The 20,584-nt window shown below is 70.4% G+C and carries 16 protein-coding genes and 2 pseudogenes; 11 read left to right on the top strand and 7 right to left on the bottom strand.

The window, feature by feature from the left end; all coding sequences use genetic code 11:
- Positions 1–16: 16 nt before the first annotated feature.
- Positions 17–472 (bottom strand): annotated as a pseudogene (locus ACIQM0_RS14955) (GNAT family N-acetyltransferase); the annotation flags it as partial.
- Between the two features lie 205 nt (positions 473–677).
- Here ACIQM0_RS14955 and ACIQM0_RS14950 point away from each other — a divergent pair.
- The 3 genes from ACIQM0_RS14950 to ACIQM0_RS14940 all read left to right on the top strand — a co-directional run bounded on the left by ACIQM0_RS14950 (position 678) and on the right by ACIQM0_RS14940 (position 4,116).
- A complete protein-coding gene (locus ACIQM0_RS14950; RefSeq protein ID WP_401286328.1) occupies positions 678–1,400 on the top strand; it encodes a TetR family transcriptional regulator in 723 nt (240 codons plus the stop codon).
- Between the two features lie 207 nt (positions 1,401–1,607).
- Positions 1,608–3,215, top strand: coding sequence for an MDR family MFS transporter (locus ACIQM0_RS14945; RefSeq protein WP_363025706.1), 1,608 nt, complete (start codon positions 1,608–1,610; stop codon positions 3,213–3,215).
- Positions 3,216–3,378: 163 nt separating this feature from the next.
- Positions 3,379–4,116 carry a class I SAM-dependent methyltransferase gene (locus ACIQM0_RS14940; RefSeq protein ID WP_401286327.1) on the top strand — a complete coding sequence of 246 codons (738 nt, stop codon included), beginning with the start codon at positions 3,379–3,381 and terminating at the stop codon, positions 4,114–4,116.
- 36 nt (positions 4,117–4,152) lie between these two features.
- On the opposite strand, the gene ACIQM0_RS14935 is transcribed toward ACIQM0_RS14940, so the two are convergent.
- The 3 genes from ACIQM0_RS14935 to ACIQM0_RS14925 form a co-directional block, all read right to left on the bottom strand.
- A complete protein-coding gene (locus ACIQM0_RS14935; RefSeq protein WP_401286326.1) occupies positions 4,153–4,704 on the bottom strand; it encodes a YciI family protein in 552 nt (183 codons plus the stop codon).
- Positions 4,705–4,858: 154 nt separating this feature from the next.
- A complete protein-coding gene (locus ACIQM0_RS14930; RefSeq protein WP_401286325.1) occupies positions 4,859–7,831 on the bottom strand; it encodes a phosphatase PAP2 family protein in 2,973 nt (990 codons plus the stop codon).
- Between the two features lie 32 nt (positions 7,832–7,863).
- Positions 7,864–8,718 carry a hypothetical protein gene (locus ACIQM0_RS14925; protein WP_401286324.1) on the bottom strand — a complete coding sequence of 285 codons (855 nt, stop codon included), beginning with the start codon at positions 8,716–8,718 and terminating at the stop codon, positions 7,864–7,866.
- 469 nt (positions 8,719–9,187) lie between these two features.
- Between ACIQM0_RS14925 and ACIQM0_RS14920 the strand changes: the two genes are divergently transcribed.
- The 5 genes from ACIQM0_RS14920 to ACIQM0_RS14900 all read left to right on the top strand — a co-directional run bounded on the left by ACIQM0_RS14920 (position 9,188) and on the right by ACIQM0_RS14900 (position 15,626).
- Entirely contained in the window at positions 9,188–9,697 is a 510-nt protein-coding gene (locus ACIQM0_RS14920) for a DUF4232 domain-containing protein (protein WP_401286323.1), read from the top strand.
- Between the two features lie 503 nt (positions 9,698–10,200).
- Positions 10,201–12,168, top strand: coding sequence for an ABC transporter ATP-binding protein (locus ACIQM0_RS14915; protein ID WP_401286461.1), 1,968 nt, complete (start codon positions 10,201–10,203; stop codon positions 12,166–12,168).
- A gap of 177 nt (positions 12,169–12,345) precedes the next feature.
- Positions 12,346–13,230 carry an NUDIX domain-containing protein gene (locus ACIQM0_RS14910; protein WP_401286322.1) on the top strand — a complete coding sequence of 295 codons (885 nt, stop codon included), beginning with the start codon at positions 12,346–12,348 and terminating at the stop codon, positions 13,228–13,230.
- A gap of 244 nt (positions 13,231–13,474) precedes the next feature.
- The gene (locus ACIQM0_RS14905) at positions 13,475–13,816 is read left to right on the top strand and encodes a hypothetical protein (RefSeq protein ID WP_401286459.1); all 342 of its coding nucleotides are present in this window, start codon (positions 13,475–13,477) and stop codon (positions 13,814–13,816) included.
- Between the two features lie 547 nt (positions 13,817–14,363).
- Positions 14,364–15,626: a phosphatase PAP2 family protein gene (locus ACIQM0_RS14900; RefSeq protein ID WP_401286458.1), complete on the top strand. Its 1,263-nt coding sequence runs from the start codon at positions 14,364–14,366 to the stop codon at positions 15,624–15,626.
- Positions 15,627–15,717: 91 nt separating this feature from the next.
- Here the strand turns inward: ACIQM0_RS14900 and ACIQM0_RS14895 are convergent, their stop codons facing one another.
- A complete protein-coding gene (locus ACIQM0_RS14895) occupies positions 15,718–16,785 on the bottom strand; it encodes a Gfo/Idh/MocA family protein (protein WP_401286321.1) in 1,068 nt (355 codons plus the stop codon).
- 1 nt (position 16,786) lies between these two features.
- Positions 16,787–17,833 carry a Gfo/Idh/MocA family protein gene (locus ACIQM0_RS14890; RefSeq protein WP_401286320.1) on the bottom strand — a complete coding sequence of 349 codons (1,047 nt, stop codon included), beginning with the start codon at positions 17,831–17,833 and terminating at the stop codon, positions 16,787–16,789.
- Between the two features lie 131 nt (positions 17,834–17,964).
- Here ACIQM0_RS14890 and ACIQM0_RS14885 point away from each other — a divergent pair, with 131 nt between their 5' ends.
- Together ACIQM0_RS14885 and ACIQM0_RS14880 are read left to right on the top strand one after the other, a co-directional pair.
- Positions 17,965–18,450 carry a hypothetical protein gene (locus tag ACIQM0_RS14885; RefSeq protein WP_401286319.1) on the top strand — a complete coding sequence of 162 codons (486 nt, stop codon included), beginning with the start codon at positions 17,965–17,967 and terminating at the stop codon, positions 18,448–18,450.
- Positions 18,451–18,537: 87 nt separating this feature from the next.
- Entirely contained in the window at positions 18,538–19,443 is a 906-nt protein-coding gene (locus tag ACIQM0_RS14880; protein ID WP_401286318.1) for an NAD-dependent protein deacetylase, read from the top strand.
- A gap of 107 nt (positions 19,444–19,550) precedes the next feature.
- Here the strand turns inward: ACIQM0_RS14880 and ACIQM0_RS14875 are convergent, their stop codons facing one another.
- Positions 19,551–20,000: a spore-associated protein gene (locus tag ACIQM0_RS14875; protein WP_401286317.1), complete on the bottom strand. Its 450-nt coding sequence runs from the start codon at positions 19,998–20,000 to the stop codon at positions 19,551–19,553.
- Positions 20,001–20,280: 280 nt separating this feature from the next.
- Here ACIQM0_RS14875 and ACIQM0_RS14870 point away from each other — a divergent pair.
- A pseudogene (locus tag ACIQM0_RS14870) lies at positions 20,281–20,495 on the top strand (endoglucanase); the annotation flags it as partial.
- Positions 20,496–20,584: the final 89 nt, after the last annotated feature.

Raw genomic sequence — 20,584 nt, 5'->3', positions numbered from 1 at the left:
GCGGTTCCGGGCGTTCTCAACCGGCTTCTGGTGCGTGACGGGAGAAGTCGTACGCGACGAAGTCGGTGACCGGGACGTATCCGATGCGCTGGTAGAGGGCGTTGCTGGTCAAGTTGGCCGGGTCCGCGAACAGTACGACGTCCGTCGCGCCTCCGGCCAGCGCGGCCCTGCTCACCTCGGCTGTCAAGGCGCCCGCATAGCCTCGGCCCCGGAGGCGGGCCGGGGTGTAGACCGGGTCCACCCGGACCATGCCGGCGATCATCGAGGTCACGGCCGCCATGGCGACGGGGGTGCCGTCCAGGGTCTCCCAGAACGTGAAGTGCCGGTCGGCGAAGCGCGAGCCGGCCCAGGTACGGGCGTGCACGGCGGGCACCTCTCCGACGTCGGCGGCGAACTCACGACAGAAGCGGATGAGTTGTGCGCGGTCCACCTCTCCCACGACGCGGCCCCGGCCCGCCGGGCGCGGCTCCGGTGTTGATGAGACTTCACGTCGACACTCCGATGCGGCCAGCCGCCGGCCACACCTGAGCTCTTGTCGCATTTCTGATGCCAATCACCCCGCTGCGGGCGATCGAGCGGACCGACGACCGCCCCACGCATCGACCGACGACCGGCGCATCGGCTGACGAGTGGGCGATAATTTTGCAGGTTCTGCATTTTTGCCTACTATGCAAGATGTGCCCACCCAGAAGCCATCCGCATCGGGGCCGCCGGAGCGTAGGAGGCCGTCCTCGCCGGGGCTTCGGGAACGCAAGAAGCAGGCGACCCGCAACGCCCTCGCGGAAGCAGCCGTACGTCTGGCCGCCGAACACGGCGTGGAGAACGTCACGGTCGAGGCCATCAGCGAAGCTGCCGGCGTCTCGCCCCGGACGTTCTTCAACTACTTCCCCAGCCACGATGACGCGTTCGTGCTGATCGACGAGGAGGTGGGCGAGCGGATCAGGGAGTCCGTTCGCCGTGCCCCGGCCGATCGTCCGCCACTCGACGTGGTCCGCGAGGCTCTCGCCGACGAGCTCGACGGATTCGAGCAGCGCCAGGAGTTCTGGGCGCTGCAGGCCAGGGTCCTCCAGCGTTCCCCCCACCTCATCCAGCGCGGCCTCCAGGCCCAAGTCGCGGACCAGCGGGCACTGGCCGCCGCCATTGCCGACTGGCTGAAGTCCGGGACCGCCGCCACGGGGACGGGCCGGGGCGGATGCCGCGAACGTGCGGCGCATCCGGACTCCGCAACAGCGCACGGCGGCGACAGCCTCTTCCCCCAGTTGCTCGCCGCGGTCGCCCAGACCGCCGTGCGGGTCGCCGTCGAGCACTGGTGCGACCACCCCGGAGAGGTGAAACTCGCCGACACGTTCCAGGAAGTCTTCGCCCAACTGGCCCAAGGCCTGCCACGACCACCCGGGTAGTCCCGCGGTTCGAATGCCCGGCGGTTCGGCGGTTCGCCGGTTCATCGGCTCGGCGGCTCATCGTTCCGCCGGTCAGCCGCTCACCTCTCCCCTGCCCGTCCGGCCCCTTTGCCCGACCCCGCTCCTCACACCAACCTCTGTTCTGTCCCAGCACCGAAGAAGGACTCCGTGACCGCAGTAGAGGCGCCCGATCAGGCGCCGTCCTCCATGTCCAACCGGCAGATACTCCAAGCGATGTCCGGCCTGATGGCAGGCATGTTCGTCGCCATCCTCGCGGGTACTGTCGTCGCCAACGCCCTGCCGCGCATCATCGCCGACCTCGGCGCGAGCCAGTCCGCCTACACCTGGGTCGTGACGTCCGAACTCCTCGCGATGACGGCCACCGTGCCGCTCTGGGGCAAGCTCGCGGACCTCTTCAACCAGAAGCTGCTGCTTCAGCTCTCACTCAGCCTGTTCGTCGTCGGCTCCCTGGTCGCCGGCTTCTCACAGGACGTCAACACCCTGATCGTCAGCCGGGTCATCCAGGGCGTCGGCGCCGGTGGCCTCACCGCGCTCGCCCAGATCGTGATGGCCGCCATCATCCCGCCGCGCAGGCTGGGCAAGTACGCGGGCATCTTCGGCGCCGTCTTCGCCGTCGGCACGGTCGCCGGACCGCTGATCGGTGGTGTCCTCGTGGACACCTCGTGGCTCGGCTGGCGCTGGTGCTTCTTCGTCGGCGTGCCGTTCGCGCTGGCCGGGATCATGCTGCTCCAGCGCACCCTGAAGCTGCCGACCGTACGCCGTAAGGTCAGGATCGACTGGCTGGGTGCCTTCCTGATCGTCGCGGGCGTCTGCGCGCTGCTGATCTGGACCTCGCTCGCCGGCAACAACTTCGACTGGGCCTCCTGGCAGACCGCCGCACTGGTGGTCACCGGTGTGGTGCTGCTGACCGCGGCGGTGTTCGTCGAGTCGCGGGCCGCGGAGCCGATCATCCCGCTGGACATCTTCCGCAACCGCACCGTCACGCTCACCACCCTGGGCAGCTTCTTCGTCGGTATCGCGATGTTCGCCGGAACCGTCTTCCTCTCGCAGTACTTCCAGATCTCCCTGGGCAAGTCCCCGACCGTGGCGGGCTTCATGAGCCTTCCGCTGATCGGCGGTCTGCTGGTGTCCTCGACCGTCGCCGGGCAGATCATCTCCGCGACCGGCAAGTGGAAGCGGTACCTCGTCGCGGGTGCCGTGATCATGACGGCCGGGCTCGGCATGCTGTCGACCATCGACGCCGACACACACTTCGGGCTGCTCAGCCTCTACATGGCGTTCATGGGGATCGGCGTCGGCATGCTGATGCAGAACCTCGTTCTCGCCGCCCAGAACGACGTACCGGCGCACGAACTGGGCGCGGCCACGTCCGTCCTGTCCTTCTTCCGCAGTCTCGGCGGCACCATCGGAACCAGCGTGCTCGGCGCGGTGCTCGCCAACCGGGTCGCCAGCGAGATGACCAAGGGGCTCGCGGAGAACGGCCTCCCGGCACCCGCCGGCGGTCACGGCAGCGCCGTGCCCGACATGACCAAGCTTCCCGAGCCGATGAAGAACATCGTCGAGCACGCCTACGGAGTCGCCACCGGCGACCTCTTCCTGATCGCCACACCGTTCGCCTTCCTCGGCCTTCTGGCGGTCCTCTTCCTCAAGGAGAAGCCCCTGAAGACGACCAGCGGCATGGAGCGCCTCGCCGCGGAAGGCGCCCCCTCCGATGTCCCGGCACCCCGCGACGAGGCGGGCCATGCCCCCGAGACCACCGCGACCGGTGGCGCGGCCGGCGCCGAGAAGGACTGACCCGCACCGAGCACCTCACACGTGAGAGCCCGCACCGCCCGTCCGGGCCGTGCGGGCTCTCACGTGCCGGACGGGCCGGGAGAACGGTCGCCCGCGGATGAACGACGGCTCAGCCCGTGTCAGGATGCTCGGCGTGTCTGGTCGCGCGCTGAGCTTCGGAGTGATGGCGGAAGCATACGAACGGTTCCGGCCGGGGTATCCCGTGGAGCTTTTCGACGTGGTGATGGCGTACGCGGGCCAACCGGTGCGGACCGCCCTGGAGATCGGCGCCGGGACGGGCAAGGCGACCCGCCTGTTGGTTCAGCGGGGGGTCGCGGTCACCGCGACCGAGCCGGACGGGGCCATGCTCGCCGAGCTGCGCAGGCACGTACCGACGGGTGTCAGGACGGAACGGGCCGCGTTCGAGGACCTGCGGCCGGGCGAGCGGTACGGGCTGGTCTACGCGGCGGCCGCGCTGCATTGGACGAAGCCGGAAGGCCGGTGGTCACGCATGGCCGAGCTGCTGGAGCCGGGTGGCGTGTTCGCCTCGTTCGGCGGGCCGGTCCAGCTGACTGATCCGGCGGTGCAGGAGGCTGTCCGCGCGGCACGGGCACCGTTCCTGGAGAGCGACGGTGTCCCGTCCCCGGACGGGACACCTCCGGAGAGCGACATGCAGTGGCCGGGTACGGAGCTCCAACGGTCCGAGTGGTTCACCGGGGTTCAGCAGTCCGTGATCGAGCGGCGCTTGACGATGAGTGCTCGCGACTACGTCGGCCATCTCTCGACCATCTCGGCCTGTCTCGTACTGCCGCCCCCGGCACAGAAGCAGGTATTCAGCAAGATCATGCAGGTCCTGCCCGGGACGGTCGAGATTTCCGCCGACGTCATCGTCCATCTCGCCCGCCGGCGCTACGAACCGTAGTGGCTCGACAGCCCGCTGTACGTCGGTCCTCTTCGGCTATGACGGGCGCCCACCGAACTGCCAGTTGTGCACCTCGACGTCCGCGTACCGCTCCGAGGTCAGAATGGCGCGTGCCGTCTCGGGGTCCGTCGACCGGGCCAGTACCGCGGTCCCCAGCCAGGTGGCGCCGTCGTCGGACAAGAGGGGCCCGTAGGCGATCAGCTCGTCCCGGTCGGACGGCACCGCGAGGTCGACGGCCTCCCCCGCACCGAGGCCGAGCACCAGGTAACGGTTTCCATCGGTGGGTCCGCCGGAGAAGTCCCACATGGTGTGCCCCAGCAGATTGCGCCACCGTCGCAGCAGTACGTCCCGGTAGGCGCCGGCCTGGTAGTTCGGCTCGTCGAAGGCGAAGGCGCGGGCGGCGGCCGGATCGGGCAGGTCGACGATGTGCACGCTGCCGGTGGGCGTGTCGCCGTCGTCGGCGAGGGTCGGACCCCGGGCGATCATCTCCTTCGCGTACCGGTCCATGTACGACCAGTGCTCTTCCAGCAGCTCCTCGCGCAGCGTCAGGGAGCCGGGCCGGTCGCGATGGTAGCAGAGAAACTCCATGCCCAAGAGTCCCTCCAGCGAGGCATCCAGGTCCAGCGGGTTTCACAACGACAGCTGCCCGCACCTGCCGCGCTCCCGCTCCGCCGGATCCCGGGAGGTGCGCCGGCTGCCGTGGGGCCCGGCCGAGCGACGGTCGGGCCCCACGGGACGGTGACTACTGTCCGAGCCGGGCGCCCTCGGCGTTCACGCGCACCCCGTCGACGGTGAGGGTCCCGTCCCGGTGCGCGGTGACCTTCGCGGCCATCGCGCCCGCGAGGTCGATGCGCTGCCAACTCCCCCCGTCACCATGCTCGTCGAGCACCGAGCCGGAGGGGATCTGGGTGGCGGCGAGGACGGTACGCCGCTGGGCGTCGGTGAGCTTCGGGTGCGCCGTGCGCAGCAGGTCCTGCGCCCCGGCCGGAACGGCCGGCGGCCGGCCCTCCGCGCCGATGTGCGGGAAGCCGTACGTCATCCGCTCCTTGTACACCCTGAGCGCCTCGGCCGTGGGCAGATACGGCTTCGCGCCGTCGGCGCACCGCGTGAGCGAAGCGCCCGCACCGGCCTCTCGGCATTTCTGCACGAGGACGGCTTCCAGCTCCGCCTTGGCCTGCTCCAGGAGGTCGCGGAACCCGGGGTCGGACCACCGCAGCTGGGCGGTCTGCTCGCCGACGATCCGGCCGCCCATGATGTCGGTCGGATAGTGGAAGGCCAGCAGGATGCGGTTGTTGCCGTACTCGGAGGCCCGCGCCAGGATCTGCGGTGCCAGTTCGGGCAGCAGGGTGGCGAGGACGATGCCCTGCGCGTAGCCGTGGCTGGTGTGCCCGCTCGGGAAGGAGCCGTCTCCCGCGAGACCGCCGTAGCTGCCGGCGCTGTCCCACGGCTCGATGAGCCCCTCCTCGTCGGTGAATCCCATGCGGACGAAGGGGCGCTTGTACCGGTAGTTGTTCTTGGCGTTCTGGTACCAGTCGGCCGGGGAGTCCGGGGTGTGTTCGACACGTCCGGACAACAGCGTCTGCGTCTTGGGTAGTTCGCCGTTCTTCAGTGCCTGCTCGTAGAGTCGGCCGAGGGTGGCGCCCAGTCCGTCCGCCATCGTTCGGTAGGGGCTGTTCGCTCCGTCCACAAGTGCCTTGTGCACCTGGGGATCGGTGCGCGCGGAGGGGGCGTTGTTGATGTCGACGACGGTCCGGTCGTTGAGCGCGGCCAGTTCCTCGTACGTCGTTCCCTTCGGCAGTGCCTCGTTGGCTCCCATGACGGACGGGGTGTTCCGCGCGGCGTCGAACGAGCGCAGCAGCCAGGTGAAGTAGTCACCGCCGCCGGGCGCGGTGGGCTGGGTGTCGGAGGCGTAGGAGGTGCCCAGTTGCTCGTCGGTGAAGGGCAGGGAGCCGGCGGTCTGTGTGAGCGAGCCGAGCCCGAGGTAGACGTCGGAGCTGGTGCTGTTGCACTGGTGTACCTCGACGGCCAGGGTGTTGGTGCCCACGCGCAGGGCCGAGGCGGGCACGCCGAAGCGGGCGGTGGCCGGGTCGCCCTCGCCGGAGGTACCGTCCGGGGTCTCGTACTGGAGGTTCTTCTCGATCTTCCCGTCGCCGTGGCCGGCGATGCGACGGCCGTTGAGGTACACGGTCACGGTGTCGTCGTAGACAACCGTTCCGAGGAGTCCGGTGATCGCGTCGAGGGAGGTGCGGTCCATCGAGAAGGACGTCCGGAAGAAGTACGCCTCGGCGCTGTCCCCCGTGTCCTTGCGGAGCCTCAGCTTGGTGCGGACGGGAAAGCCGGCCCCGAGGTCGGTGCCGTCGTTCTTCGCGCCGAAGGGACCGGTGGCCGTCTTCCAGGGAACGTCGCCCGCGTCGAAGCCGGCCTTGGTCCACGCCGTGCGGTTCTCGTCCCCGCGCGCCGGGTCGACGCCGGGGGTGTCGAGGTAGCTCCAGGAGGTCGAGGGGTCGACGACCGCCTTGCCGATGCTGAGATCGTCGATCCAGCCCGTGGGCTCGGCACCGGACTTGGCGTGCGCGTCCTCGTAGCGCAGCCGGATCTCGCTGACGCGCTTCCCGGCGAGCGCGCCGAGGTCGGCCGATACGGTGTTCCACTCCCCCGGGACGGGTGTTCTGCTACTCGTGCTCGCCTCGTGGGTGCGGGGGTGCCGGCCGTCCGGGTCGGTGTAGACGACGTCGAGTGCGACGTGGGCCGAGGCGGCGTCGTCCGGGCGGATCGCGTAGCTCAGCCTCGACTTGCGCACGAGCGGGACATCGAGGCCGGAGCGCAGGACCACCGTGGAGGAGGCAGGTCCGGGGGCGAGTACGCGGCCCGCGTACCGCAGCGCGGCCGAACCGTCCGCCGCGCCCACGGAGTCGGCGTTCTCGACCGCGACGCCGAGTGCCGAGGCCGGGGAGCCCGCGGAACTGCGCAGGGTCCAGTCGGCGAGCTGGAGCTTATCGCCGTCACCGGCCGAACCCTGGCACCGGTCGGCGCAGTTGTCGGTGATGCGGAGCTGGTAGTGGCGGTACGCGTGCGAGGTGCCGATCGGGTAGAAGTTGCTCTGCCCACCGGCGCCGAAGCGCTGCCCCTTCTCCTGGTCCAGGACCTTCCAGGAGGAGTCGTCCGCGTCCCTTCCGGCGGAGTCGCTGTCGCTCCCGAGGACGGTCCACGCGGCCGGGTCGCGCGGCGGCGCGTCGTTCGCGGAGGTGAGCGAGTAGCCGGTGACGGCCGCCGGGGTGCGCAGGGTGTAGAGCGCGTACACGGGTTCTTCCCCGGTGGGCCGGCCGCTGTCACGCGCGTACCACTTGGTGCCCGGGTCCTGATCGGCGAGGCTGCCGACGCCTTCCTGCGCACTCGTGTCGTTGGGGTGATCGGAGCGTACGTCGCGCACGGTGGTGGTGATCCGGGTGGTCTCGCCGCGCAGGTTCCGCGCCGCCCCCTGAGCCGGGAACCCGGCGGGCCGGGGCGTCCCGGGCTCGTAGGACGTGGCCCAGTACCCACCCACCTCCGACGCCGCACCTGCCTTGTCCACCACGTCGGCCGAGGCAGCCGAGGCGGACCCCGCGACGAGCGACCCTGCCACGAGCACCGCTACGACGGCACCGGCCCCCGCACCTCGCCCACGTCTCCTGAACACCCGCACGACTCGCCTCTTCTCTGCAGACAACGTTGTCATCAGGCGAGCCTGAGGGCTCGGTAGGAGACATGTCAACGCTCAGGAGACCGTGTGTCTCTTTCGCAGGGCTGGAGTTGAACAGAACGGGAAGGGGTGCGCTCGACAACCGGTCCGGGGGCAGTGGCTGCCGACTGCCCGGAAGCCTTGTCGGCCGTGGTGAGGGCGTGACGGCCGGACCAGGTCAGAACTGCCGTCGCGGTCAGGACGAGGAGCGGGACGGCGAATCCGGTTCGGGTGCCGCCCGGACCGTCGACGAGTCGACCGACCGCCGCGGCGGAAACGGCGATGCCTGCCGCGCTCGCGGAGTTCGTCCAGGTGAAGGCCTGGGTCAGGACCGACCGGTCCATGACTGAGTCGACCAGCGTCGAGGAGACGATGACGCAGGGCGCGACGCCCGCGCCGGGCAGCAGCAGGGCAAGGCCGAGTTGGTCGCCCCTGCGGCGAGACCGGCCGCCATGAGCGCCACGACGGGCGCCCCCGTCAGGGCCAGTGCGACCAGGGCGGCGATCGCGTCGGCGTGGGCGCACAGGAGGGGGGACGAGGACGCGCGGCTGCCCGAAACGGTCCATCAGACGGGCCGCCTGCGGGCCCACCAGGGTCTCCGCCGCGGCGAAGGAGCCGGTGACCAGGCCGGCCACCCCGAAGGACCCGGTCTCTGCATGGACCAGCCAGACGATGCCGAAGCCGACCATGGCCACCCCGGCCCGGGCGGGAGCCGCTGCCAGGAAGATGGCCGCCGCGCCGGGCGTCCGCAGCGCGGAACGGTAGGAGGCGGTTCCGGTCCGATCCGCCCCGGTGCGGCGAGACCACCGTGCCTTACGGCGGAAATCCGGTGCGGTACGGGAGAGATCCGCTGCGGTACGACGGAGCCCGTGCCGCGGGGCCACCGTGAACCTTCCGCCGCGCGGTGGGACGGTCCGGGCGGGCGGCGCCCGTCGAGAGGGTTCCGCTCCCCACCGCCAGGAGTCGTCCAGGTGACGCCGGCGCGGAATCGAAGGCCGCGTCGGCGTCGGCTCCAGCGCCGGCAGAAACGTTGAGTGCTGAGATCGGGAGTTCGAGCCTGAACGGCGGGTCAGGCAGAGAAGGACACCAGCGGCGACGACGGGCGGAGAGAAGACCGCCCTGACGAGGAACGCGCCCGGGGCCGAGAGCCGAAGCCGGACACGTCTCGCGGGCCCGTCCGCCGGGCGCGTGGTCGAACCACCACGAGCCGTTTGGGTTACACGTCCTGGTGGCACCACCGTGATAGCCCTGGAACAACCCCCGTGAGGGTGAGAACGAGGGCCACGCGTCCTCCAGGCCATGCTCCTGACGGAGACTCACCCGTAGGGCCATCAAGCACAGCAGGGAAGGTTCATGATGCGTACCGCCCGGAAGATCGCCGTCGCCTTCGCCGCCACAGCTCTGTTGGGCGCTGCGGGTGGGGAAACGGCGCAGGCCGCGTCCGTGAAGGCCGCCGGCACCGCACCCTCCGCATGCCGTCCGGCCAACCACCTCGCGAAGATCACCAAGGCGCCCAGCAGCGCGGGACACCGCCACTACCGCGTCACCCTGACCGCGCCGCGCGGGTACGCCCCGTGCCGGCTGGCCGGTTCGCCCACCGGTGTGCGGTTCTCGAACCACGGCTCGGAGGACAGGATCACCGCCGGCCGTTACGGCAACCAGCGGACCGCGGTGACCTTCGGCCCGGGGCACCCGGTGCACTTCGACATCCAGGTTCCCGACAACGTCCGTGGCGTCGCCGCGGACGAGGCGTCCTTCACGCTCCGCGCCCCGGGCGGGGAGATCCCGGGCACGTCCGTCGCCGAAGGCAAGCTTACGGTGGCCAGCGGCACCCTGGTCGGTCCGGTTCAGCGCGGCGCCTGAGCGCCTTCCCCCGCCTTCCGGGTCCGGGCCCGTCGCCTCTCCGAAGTCCCGTCCGCCCGCTCCCCTCCTCTGGAAAGCCAGTGCTTCGCGGCGTCCGTTCCGGCGGGCGCCGCTTTGCTGCGCCGACCGGAACGGGGATGCCGCCACGGCGAGACCGGTACGCGGCGGCACCGGCCGCACACATCACACCATCGAAGGACGCATCCGGATTCGCCGACTCGGCCCTCGGTCCGTCGGTAGCGTCGGGGTGGGTAGTGGGGGGCGGCTCGGAGCCGCATGCGTCGCGCGGCCCTGGACGGGAGCGAACTCGCACAACGCGCAGCCCGGCAAATCCAACGGTCTGCTCTGAGCGCCGAGGGAGCGCCCTCCGGGCCGCGCCGTCACCCCCCGCACCCGTGGCGATCATTCGCACGCTCACCGCAAGCCCGTCGAACCCGGCCTCCCACCCGGACGGCCACCGCCCGAGGAGGCAGCACGTGAGGAAGTACTTACGCCGGGTCCGGATGGTCGAGCCGGCCATCTCCGCGGCCGAGCAGGAGTTGTTCGGCGGCCCGCTGCGCTACGACATGGGCTTCGCCGAGCACGAGCACGCCAGGCTGGATCTGACGATGGTCTCGGCGATCCGGGCCATGCCGCGGCTGGTCGGCAGCACACTGCGCCGGGCATGGGCGGCCGACCGGCCCGCGCTGCTCGTCGTCGGCCTCAGCGAGATCGGGCAGGGCATCGCGGCCGCCGTGGGGCTTCTGGCCGTCAACTCCGTGATGCATGCCCTGCTGGGCAGCGGGGAACCCGTCGACCGGCTGCATGTGGCGGTGCCCGCGCTGGTCGTCGGCGCGGTGGTCGCCGTGGTGAACGCGGGCCTCGCCGGCCTGTCCACGTCACGGGCAGGTCGTCTGGAGCCGCTGGTCGAGAGGACCGCGACGACGGAGTACTTGGCTGCGGCCACGGTGGTCGAACTGGAGGCGATCGAGGATCCGGAGTTTCGCCGCCTGATCGATGTGGCCCAGTACGGGGCCGCCTCCGCCCGGCGCATGATCGGCGCCTGCGTGGCCGCCCTCAACGGCACGATCTCCTTGATCGCGACGGCGAGCATCCTGACCGTCCTGCACCCGGCGCTGCTTCCGATGCTGCTGCTGATCGCGGCCCCGCGGGGCTGGGGAGCGATGCGCGTGGCTCAGGAGCGGTACGTGTCGGTGATGACGTGGGTCGAACACGTGCGAGCCAGCCGTCTGATCGGGAACCTGCTGACCGAGCGCAGCGCGGCGCAGGAGGTGCGGATCCACGCCGTCGGTGCGTTCCTGCTGGACCGGTACCGCGGCATGGCGGAGAGCGCGGAGGCCGAGCAGAAGCGGCTCGCGAACGGCAAGGCGATCACCGAACTCGTGGCTGCCGCACTGTCCGGCCTGGCGATGGCCGGTACGTACGGAGTGATGCTCTGGCTGATCATGGCCGGCCACATGAGCCTGGCCGTCGCCGGGACCGCGGTGATCGCCGTGCGGTCCGGGTCGGCGAGTCTGGGGGCGCTGGTCATGAACATCAACCAGCTGCACGAGGAGAGCCTCTATGTGCGGGACCACGACCGGTTCCTGGCCGAGGCCGCGCAACGAGCCATCCCCGACGGCGGGCAGCACCTCCCGGAGCGGGTGGGCCACGTCGTGCTCAACGACGTCACCTACCGCTACCCGGACCGCGACGCCCCCGCGTTGGACGGGGTCTCGATCACGCTTCCCATGGGGTCGGTGACCGCGGTCGTGGGCGAGAACGGTTCGGGCAAGAGCACTCTGATGAAGGTTCTCGCCGGCCTGCTGCTGCCCCAGGACGGCACGGTGTACTGGGGCACGCACGAGCTCTCCGGCCTCGACCGCTCGCGGCTGTTCGACCGGGTGGCCCTGCTGACCCAGGATTTCCAGCGCTGGCCGGTCACCGCCGCCCTCAACATCCGCATCGGCCGCCCCGACCGGCACGCCGAGCACGAGGAACTCCAGCCCTCCGTCGACTACGCCGGCGCGGCCCCCGTCATCGCGAAACTCCCTCACGGCCTGAGCAGTCTGCTGGCCCGTGTGTTCCGGGGTGCCAGCGAACTCTCCGGCGGCGAGTGGCAGAAGATCGGTCTGGCCCGCACCCACTGGCGTACCGAAACCTGTCCGGCGGACAGTGTGCTGATCGTCGACGAACCCACCTCCGCCCTCGATCCCGAAGCGGAGATCGCCGCCTTCGACGCCATCCGCCGGCTTGCGGCGCCGCACCGTGCCGTCGTGCTCGTCACCCATCGCATGTCCGGTGTCCGCCACGCCGACACCATCTACGTCCTCAACCGGGGCCGCCTCACCGAACACGGCAGCCACGACGAGCTCATGGCCGCTCAGGGGCGCTACGCCGCCATGTTCGCCACTCAGGCGGCCCAGTACGCGGCGCAGCCCCGTGCCACCGTTCCGCACCCCGGCACACCACCCGTCCCGGAACGCGCATAGCGCCGGGCGCCTTCCACCGGCCGGGACCTCGCCCACGAACTCACCTGACACCCCAACGGAGCCGAAGACGGAACCGGAACAGGCGAACACCGCAGCACGGGAGAGGTACGGAGCCCCCCACATCAACCGGCGGGCTCCCGTCCCCGCACGCGGAGTCGCTCGACGAGGCCATCGTCCGTGAGATTCACGAGGGAGACGGGGCTGGCCATCCCCGGTCTGGTGCCCTTCGCACGCACCCGAGCGACCGGGCCACACGTCTCCGAAGGGCATATTCAGGTCTATGTCGGACAGCGGGACGACGCCGCCGAGGCCCTGCCCGTCACCGACGGCATCATGTTCCGTTGGTTCGACGTGGAGACGATGGAGCAGCTGACCATGTGCGCCTGGGCACACCGCATGATCCTCGCCCACCAGAGCCGAGCGGGCCGCGCTGCCACCTCGGAATCCCGTCATCGTTCAGAAGGATCAGAGCTCTTGACCGCGAACCATGTTCATGAGGAACCCCGCATTCTCGCGAAGGGCGTCCAGCCGCAGGCGGGGCACGGCCGCCAGAGTGTGAGCCCGGCGTGGATGCCCGCCGAGCAGTACGCCGAGACGGTGCTGAAGGCGACCGCGTTCGCGTGCCTGCTCTTCACCGACGAGCACGACAACCCGCTGCAGCTGAGGGCGGTGTATTCCAGGACCCACCCGTGGCAGTTGGTCGGCGGGACCATGGATCCGGGCGAGCGGCCGTGGGAGACGGCCCTGAGGGAGTGCCGCGAAGAGACCGGAATCGCCTTCGAGGGTCCCGCGAAGCTCCTCGCGTCCATTTTCGGCCAGCCGGGAAAGGAATGGCCCTACGCCACGATCGGCTTCGTCTTCGAGGGCGGCCGGCTGACTTCCGACCAGATCCGGTCCGTGGTCCTGGACCCGGCCGAACACGACGACGCACGCGTCCTGCCCCTTCCTGAATGGCAGCCGCTCATGCCACGGCGGGACTTCGCCCGGCTGGAGGCCGTGATGGAGGCTCGTCGTACGGGCACGGCGGCCTTCTTCGATTCATGGGACTGGGAAGACCAGTGAGCAACCGGCCGGGCGCCTCACCCGACACCCCCGTGGCCACCGCGGTCGCGGACCGGTTCGACCGGATCACTTGGGTGCGGCGCCCGGTCGTGCGTGTGCGCATGAGCTGTCGAAGCTGAGCAAATCAGTGTTTCCGGGGAGAAGTCCGCCCTGTGGGGATCCCCGTTGTGAGGGCCGGCAGCAACGGTCATAGGGTCCTGTCATGTCTCTACGTAGGCGAATGCGCCAGGCCCTCCCGGATGCGATGCGCGCCCGCGACAAGGTCGCGGTGAGCGCTCTGCGCGCGACGCTCTCGGCGCTGGACAACGCGGAGGCGGTGCCCGTGGACGAAGCCGGGTCACGGGGTCCGTCCCTCGAGGAGTCACCGGTCGGCGTCGGCGTCACCGAGGCAGTGCGACGTGAGCTGAGCGAGCGCGACGTGACGGACATCGTGCGAGCCGAGGCGGCGGAACGACTCGACGTGGCAGCACAGTTGAAGGCACCCGCTCACGCGGACCGGGTCGCGCGCCTGCGCGCGGAGGCCGCTGTGCTGCATGGCTTCCTCGACGGCCACGACACCCCGGACACCACCCCGGATCAGCCGTAACACGCCCGGATCCACAGCGGCGCACCAGCAGCCACCGCTTGATCATCGGGGGTTGCGCGGACTCCTGAAGATCAACCGGCGGCAGAACAGGCCGGTCATATCCGGCCCGGGCCGATGCCACGCGCAGCACGGCGTACCTGCCACGCCCGCACGACAACCGGTGGACGAGGTGGTCGCCGCGACCGGACACCGGCCCCTGGCCAAGCAGTTGGCGACCCGCCCGGGCCTGACGGTTCCCGACCCCCTCCCCCACGCCCCCGTTCTCGGCCATGGCGCGGGGTCGAGTCAACTTCGCACCACCCGTGACCAGCGAACGCACCCGCGTACCTCCGCTAGCATGTTCGAACTCACGACGAGCGCCCTCATCGCCCGTCATTCACCGGAAAACCGGTCTTTCCGGCGCGAAGAGTGACTTACTCAACCAACGTCTAGCAAATCGGCCAAACAATTGATACCTATAGCATCGCGGGTGTTTTCGCGAATAACCAGCAGAATCACGTTCGCCGCGTGGCGTCAGCCGAGGACGATACTGTGGGCCACGGCGGGTGTGGTGACCCTCGGCTTCCTGATCGCTCTGGAGATCGCCGCGCGTCACTACGGCCTGCCGGGGCCGATCACCACCCAGGTGCAAGAGGTAATAGTCGCCCCCCAGTCGGGCTTCCTGCTCTACGCCAGCATGGCGTTGATGATGGTGGTGCTCACCTGGCGGCAACGGTTCATCGCGGTCGGTGTCGCGGTCGGAATCGACGTCACCATTCTGCTGGTTCGATGGGCGCTCGACGCCGAGGTGACCCACGGCCACCCCTTCGGCAACGGCGCGTTGTGGGTGATTCTGGGCTACGCGGTCATCGCCGTCACACGCCGCACGGGCGCGGAACGCATCCTGCTGCTGAAGGGCGTCGGGCTGGGCCTGCTCCTGGTGGCCGGCCGCAAGACCGGTGACACCTGGCTGCTCATCACATCGAAGACCCGTCCGGAAGTGCTCGACCAGTACGTGGCAACCGCCGATCACGCGCTGGGCAACCCGTCGTGGCTGGTGGGCCGGATGGTCACGGCCACCGGCCCGATCGGGGCCCACTTCCTCGACTCCGTCTACACCCAGCTCGCGGTGGCCGCGGTCTTCGTCGCGCTGTACCAGCTGCGCAACGTGGCGGCCGACCGCCGCTTCCCCGGCCACCACCTGGTGCGCACCTTCCTGGTCATCGGCCTCCTGGGGCCGGGCATCTACGTGCTCTTCCCGGTGGTCGGGCCGATCTTCGCCTACGGCGCCGACGGCGGACACTGGGCGGTGTCCAACCTGTGGCCGAACACGACGCCGCCGATCATCGCCCCGCAGCACATGTCGTTCGACGAGATCACGCCGCGCAACTGCATGCCCAGCCTGCACACGGCATGGGCGACCGCCATCTTCATCCATTCCCGCAAGGGCCCTCGCTTCCTCCAATTCGCGGGCGCTTTCTGGCTGGTGGCCACACTCGCCGCGACCCTGGGCTTCGGCTACCACTACGGCGCGGACATCATCGCCGGCGTGGTGTTCACGCTCACGATCGAGGCGGCTCTGCGCGCACTCGACCGCGGCTGGGACCGGTCGGGTATCCAGCTCGTCGCCTACGGTGCGACCGTCTTCGCGGCACTCCTGGTCTCGTACCGCTATCTGTCGATGCAGATGGCCAACCATCCGTGGGTGTTCGGTCCACTTCTCATTCTGGCGATGGCCTCGGTGATCCACGGCTACGTACGGACCACCGAACGGTGGGAACCGAAGACCGCCCCGGTACGGCAACCGGAACCGCTGCCCGAACCGGTTTGAGTCATGCCGCCTCAGCAGGAGGCGGGAAGCTCCCGGCGAACCCCGCCCCTGGTCGGGGCGGGGTTCGCCGGGCACGGGTCACGCACGCCCCTCAGGCCGCGCCCGTGGCAGTCGTGCGGACGGCGGGGGCGACCGGGACGCCGTCCTCGCGTGCCGAGGAGAGAGCGGCCTCGACCACCGCGACGGCCGCGTGAATATCGGCCGCCGTCACCAGCGGAGTGCGCCCGTAACGGATGTCGTCGCAGAACTCGGTGAACAGCAGCCGCAGCGCCGTCAACCCGGCGGGCCCGCCGATCTGGCGGGAGACGCTGACGCCGTCCGCCCCGCGCACGGCGACCGAGGGAGCGTCCTCGTCGGCGAGTACGTGACCGTGCGAGCCGAGGACGCGCAGGGTGGACGAGACGGGGGCCGGGCCGACACCGACGGGAGTGCGGGCCACGGTGGCCGTGGCCACCACTCCATTGCCCAGCCGGAGCGAGAGGACCGCCGCGTCCTCGACCCCGTAGGTACCGTGCGGACCGTCGAAGAGCGGCGTTCGGGGCGCTGCGCTGCTGAACGCGACGACCTCCTCCACCTCCAGGCCGGTCAGATGCCGGATCGCCAGAGCCGGATACCACCCGAAGTTCATCAGTTCACCCCCGCCGGACAGCGCGGGGTCGCAGACCAGTTCAGGGCGCTCGACGGTCGCTCCGTCGAGCCCGCCCGCCGCGAGCCACTCCGCGTCGACGGCCAGGGGCAGACCGATCGCACCGGAGTCCACGATGCGCCGGGCGCGAGCGATCTGCGGGGAGTAGAGGCGGTGCACGGCGCTGAGCAGCCCGCGCGAGCGGTCGGCGGCGTCCCACAGGCGCTGCGCGCCTCGCGTGTCGGTCGCGGCGGGCTTGTCGACGAGTACGTGCCGGTCCGCTTCGAGCGCTCTCACCGCGAGGTCGACGTGACGGGTGGGTTCGCTGCACACGAGGGCGATGTCGCAGGAGGCGAGGCCCTCGTCCAGGTCGAGCAGCGGGATGTCCGTCGCGCCCGCGAGGGCGGCGCTGTCCTCGGCGAAGGGGCTGTCGGCAGTGTCCGCACAACCGATGACATCGATGCCGGGCAGGGACCTCAGCAGCGGTACGTAGTCACGGGCGTGCCGGACCCCGGATGCGATGAGGATTCTCATGTCAGCAGACCTCCTTGACGTCGACGGGGCGGCCTTCGTCCGCGCTGAGCTGTGCTGCCAGCGCGGCGGCGAGGGCCGCGCGTATGTGGTGCGGTGCGGTCAGCGGGGCCGCGACACCGTCGAGCACATCGCGCAGGTGCCTGGTCTGCTCGGTCATCGCACCCTCGATCGACGCGGGTGCGACGGGCGACGCGGAGTGCGCTCGCGGCTCGTCCTCGCTGCTGTGGTGCAAGGTGCCGGCCGTGCCGGAGAGCATGAGGCGGCGGACGAACGTGCCGCGTGCGACGAGGGCGTAGCACAGCTCGATGGTGGCGAGAGCGCCGCCGGCGAAGCGTACGAGGATCTGGAAACTGTCGGGGGTCGGCATCCCGGATGCCCACGTACGGCACGGACGGGCGAACACCCGGACCGGTTCGTCGTCCATGAGCCAGGTCAGCAGGTCGAGGGCGTGCACGCCGTTGTGGGCGACATGGCCGCCGGAACGGGACGGGTCCAGTTGCCAGCCCCGCCAGCCGCCGGGCCAGACGTGCCCGGTGTACCAGGTGAGGTGCGCCAGCCGGGGCGTGCCGATCGCGCCTTCGGCGACCGCTCGGGCCATCTCGAGGTGGACGGGCTGGAAGCGAGCCGTCTGGGCCACCAGCAGGGGCCGGCCGGCCGTCTTCGCGGCCGCGAGGATCCGGTCGGCGTCGGCCACGTTCAGGGCGGCGGGCTTCTCCAGCAGGACCGCTCGGCCGGCTTCGAGGGCGGACACGGACAGTTCGGTGTGCGACTCGGGCGAGGTGCACACCGCGGTGACGTCGATGCCGTCGGACCACGCGGTCGCCGGATCGGTGGACCATGTGGCGCCCTCGGCGAGCGCGGCCAGCGCGGCGGCCCGTTCGGGGTGCCGGTCGACGACGTGGGTCAGCCGCATTCCCGGAACGGCCGCGATCGCGGTGGCATGGTCGCGGGCGATGGCGCCCGCACCGATGACAGCCACGCGGTGCTCGCTTCCCTGCTGTCCGGGATCACGCGACCTCTTCTCTCCGGGCACTGGGGCGTGGCTCATCCGCGACTCCTCACTCGACGACAACCTTAAACGTCAGACATCTTACGTCTGATGTTTAAGACCGGTTCGCCGCCCAGGTCATGGGGCTGCCGTTCGCTCCACTGCTGGCCGTCACACGGGGTGATCCGCCCGTGGCGCTGGGACTGGGCGACCTGCTGCTCCTGGTGGTCTTCCCGCTGGTGGCGTTCAAGGCCTTCGGGCGGGCCGCCGGTCTCCTCGCGGCCGGGATCGGGCTGGCGGTGTCCGCCGCGGTCAGTGCGCTGTTCGCCCTCGGGGCGCTGACCGGGGCGTTCTCGCTCCTGACGGCACTCGGTCCGCTGATCGTGGTCCAGCACGTGCTGTGGGTACGGGTACGGGGAGCAGAACGGACCGTGGCCGAGTGGCGCCGGGGAGCATCGCGGGCGGCAGCGGCGGCGCCCCCGACAAACCCCGACCCGGCCTTGCTCAAGGCCCTCGAACCCGCCGATAAGGAGGGGTTGCGGGCCGGCCTGCCCGATGGCGGCTGGCTCGCGGTCCTCGAAGGCCGGGTAGTGGGAACCGGGACGTCTCCCGGCCGGGCACGCGGGGACGCGGGGCTCCGCGGCTGCGCGTCGGTGCCTGTGGTGCGGCAGGACTGAAAGCGCCGACCTCGCCCTCCCGACCGGCGGAGCCGCGTCGGCGGTGCCGCGAGCGGGGGACGGCAGCCGGTTCCGTACCCTTGAGGCATGCGCATGCGCCCCACTCTGAGCTGGGCCCCCACCGAGGACCTGCCGCCCGCCACCACGGATCTGGAGCCGATCACCGATGCCCTGAGCACCGGCGGCGTGCTGGTGCTGAGCGGGGCGGGTATCTCCACCGAGTCGGGCATCCCCGACTACCGGGGCGAGGGCGGGAGCCTGAGCCGGCACACTCCGATGACGTACCAGGACTTCACGGCAAGCGCGCAGGCGCGGCGCCGGTACTGGGCGCGCAGCCACCTCGGCTGGCGCACCTTCGGCCGCGCCCGCCCCAACGCCGGGCACCGGGCCGTGGCCGCGTTCGGACGGCAGGGCCTGCTCGCGGGGCTGATCACACAGAACGTCGACGGCCTGCACCAGGCCGCCGGCAGCGAGGACGTCGTGGAACTCCACGGAAGCCTGGACCGGGTCGTCTGCCTCTCCTGCGGCACCTTCACCTCGCGCCACGAACTGGCGCGACGGCTGGAGGAGGCCAACGCGGGCTTCCAGCCAGTGGCCGCCACGATCAATCCGGATGGTGACGCCGACCTCACCGACGCGCAGATCGGGGACTTCCGTACGGTGGCCTGCACGGTCTGCGACGGCGTCCTCAAACCGGACGTGGTGTTCTTCGGCGAGGCGGTGCCCCCGCAGCGGGTCGAGGACTGCCGCGAACTGGTCCGCGAGGCTTCCTCGCTTCTGGTCCTTGGTTCTTCACTGACGGTGATGTCCGGGCTCCGGTTCGTCCGCCAGGCGGCTCAGGCCGGAAAACCGGTGCTGATCGTCAACCGGGACCCGACCCGCGGGGACCGGCACGCCGTCACCCGAGTCGCGCTCCCGCTGGGAACGGCCCTCACCACCGTGGCCGACCAGGTGGGCGTCACCGTCGACGACGAGACAGCAGGGCCTGCGTAGAGGGGCCAGTGTTCCCTGCCCGCCGGGATCGGGCCGAGCACGGTCTCCGCGCCGAAGGCGACGTCCGCCGGATACGGCAGCTCTCACGGACGTCGCCTCGCGCCGGGTCAGCGGACCTCGGTGACCCGGTGTTCCTTGAGCTTCGCGCAGTTGGAGTTCTCCACCGCCGCGTACACGTTGGCGATGTGGCCGCCCCAACTCACGCAGTGGCCCTTGCCGTAGACGTAGCTGGGACCCGCGTACGAGGTGTAGTTCCCGGAGTCCCCGGCCCAGTCGTCGGTGTCGGAGACGAAGATGTACGTGGCCATGTCCTTGGCCGCCCCCGGGTTGGCACGGATGGTCGCGACGCAGTTCTTGCCGTTCGCGGAGTTGTACGTCAGGTAGACGGTACCCAGCGATCCGACGGGCACCGAGTTCACCGTCTTGTAGGAACCACCGCAGACGCCCTGCGGCGTGACATTGGGCGCGGCAGAGGCGATCGTGCCGAACGCGGCCGTGGTGCCCAGCATCAGTGTGGCCAGAGCCCCGACAGTCGCGACATTACGCATGCTTCGCATATATCCCCCTTGTGTTCCCGAGAGCGGATTGCTCCCACTTGATGTGACCCTCGAACGGCAAGGATGGTTGTGCCGGGTGCGTACAGAGATGTCAGCCGCTCCCCGTCCCCGACGGGTCGGCGCCAGGGAGCGAGCGGCGTGGCTTCACCTCCTGGACACCGCGCACACCATCTCCATGTCCATTGCTTTATCGCTTCTATGGCGCCGGCCGTCATTCACCAACTCCCGCACCGCAGCTAGGAACTTCAACCTTCGGCGGGAACGAGGACCACCCACGGCACCACAATCCACCTGGCTGGCCAACCTCGAAGCGCCGGCCGCCCGCTACGTGGGCAACGACGCGATGATCGGCATCGACCTGCACAACGAGCCGCACGGCCCCGCCTGCTGGGCGGAAACCTCATGGGTGTCGGTCAGTATCCGGTGGAGCTCAACGTGGCGCACCGGGTGGTCTACTCGGCTCACGACCACGCGACCAGCGTCGCCTGTTCTTCCCCCAACTCCGTTGACGGCGGCGGAGGTGACGCCAGCGGCACCGGTGCCTCCGCGACTCCGGGCGGGCCCACCTCCCTCGCGTGGGCGGC

The organism is Streptomyces sp. NPDC091387 (assembly GCF_044756945.1).
Lineage (GTDB): Bacteria > Actinomycetota > Actinomycetes > Streptomycetales > Streptomycetaceae > Streptomyces.
The sequence above is the reverse complement of the archived record's forward strand: the minus strand, read 5'-3'. Positions and strand labels throughout refer to the sequence as shown.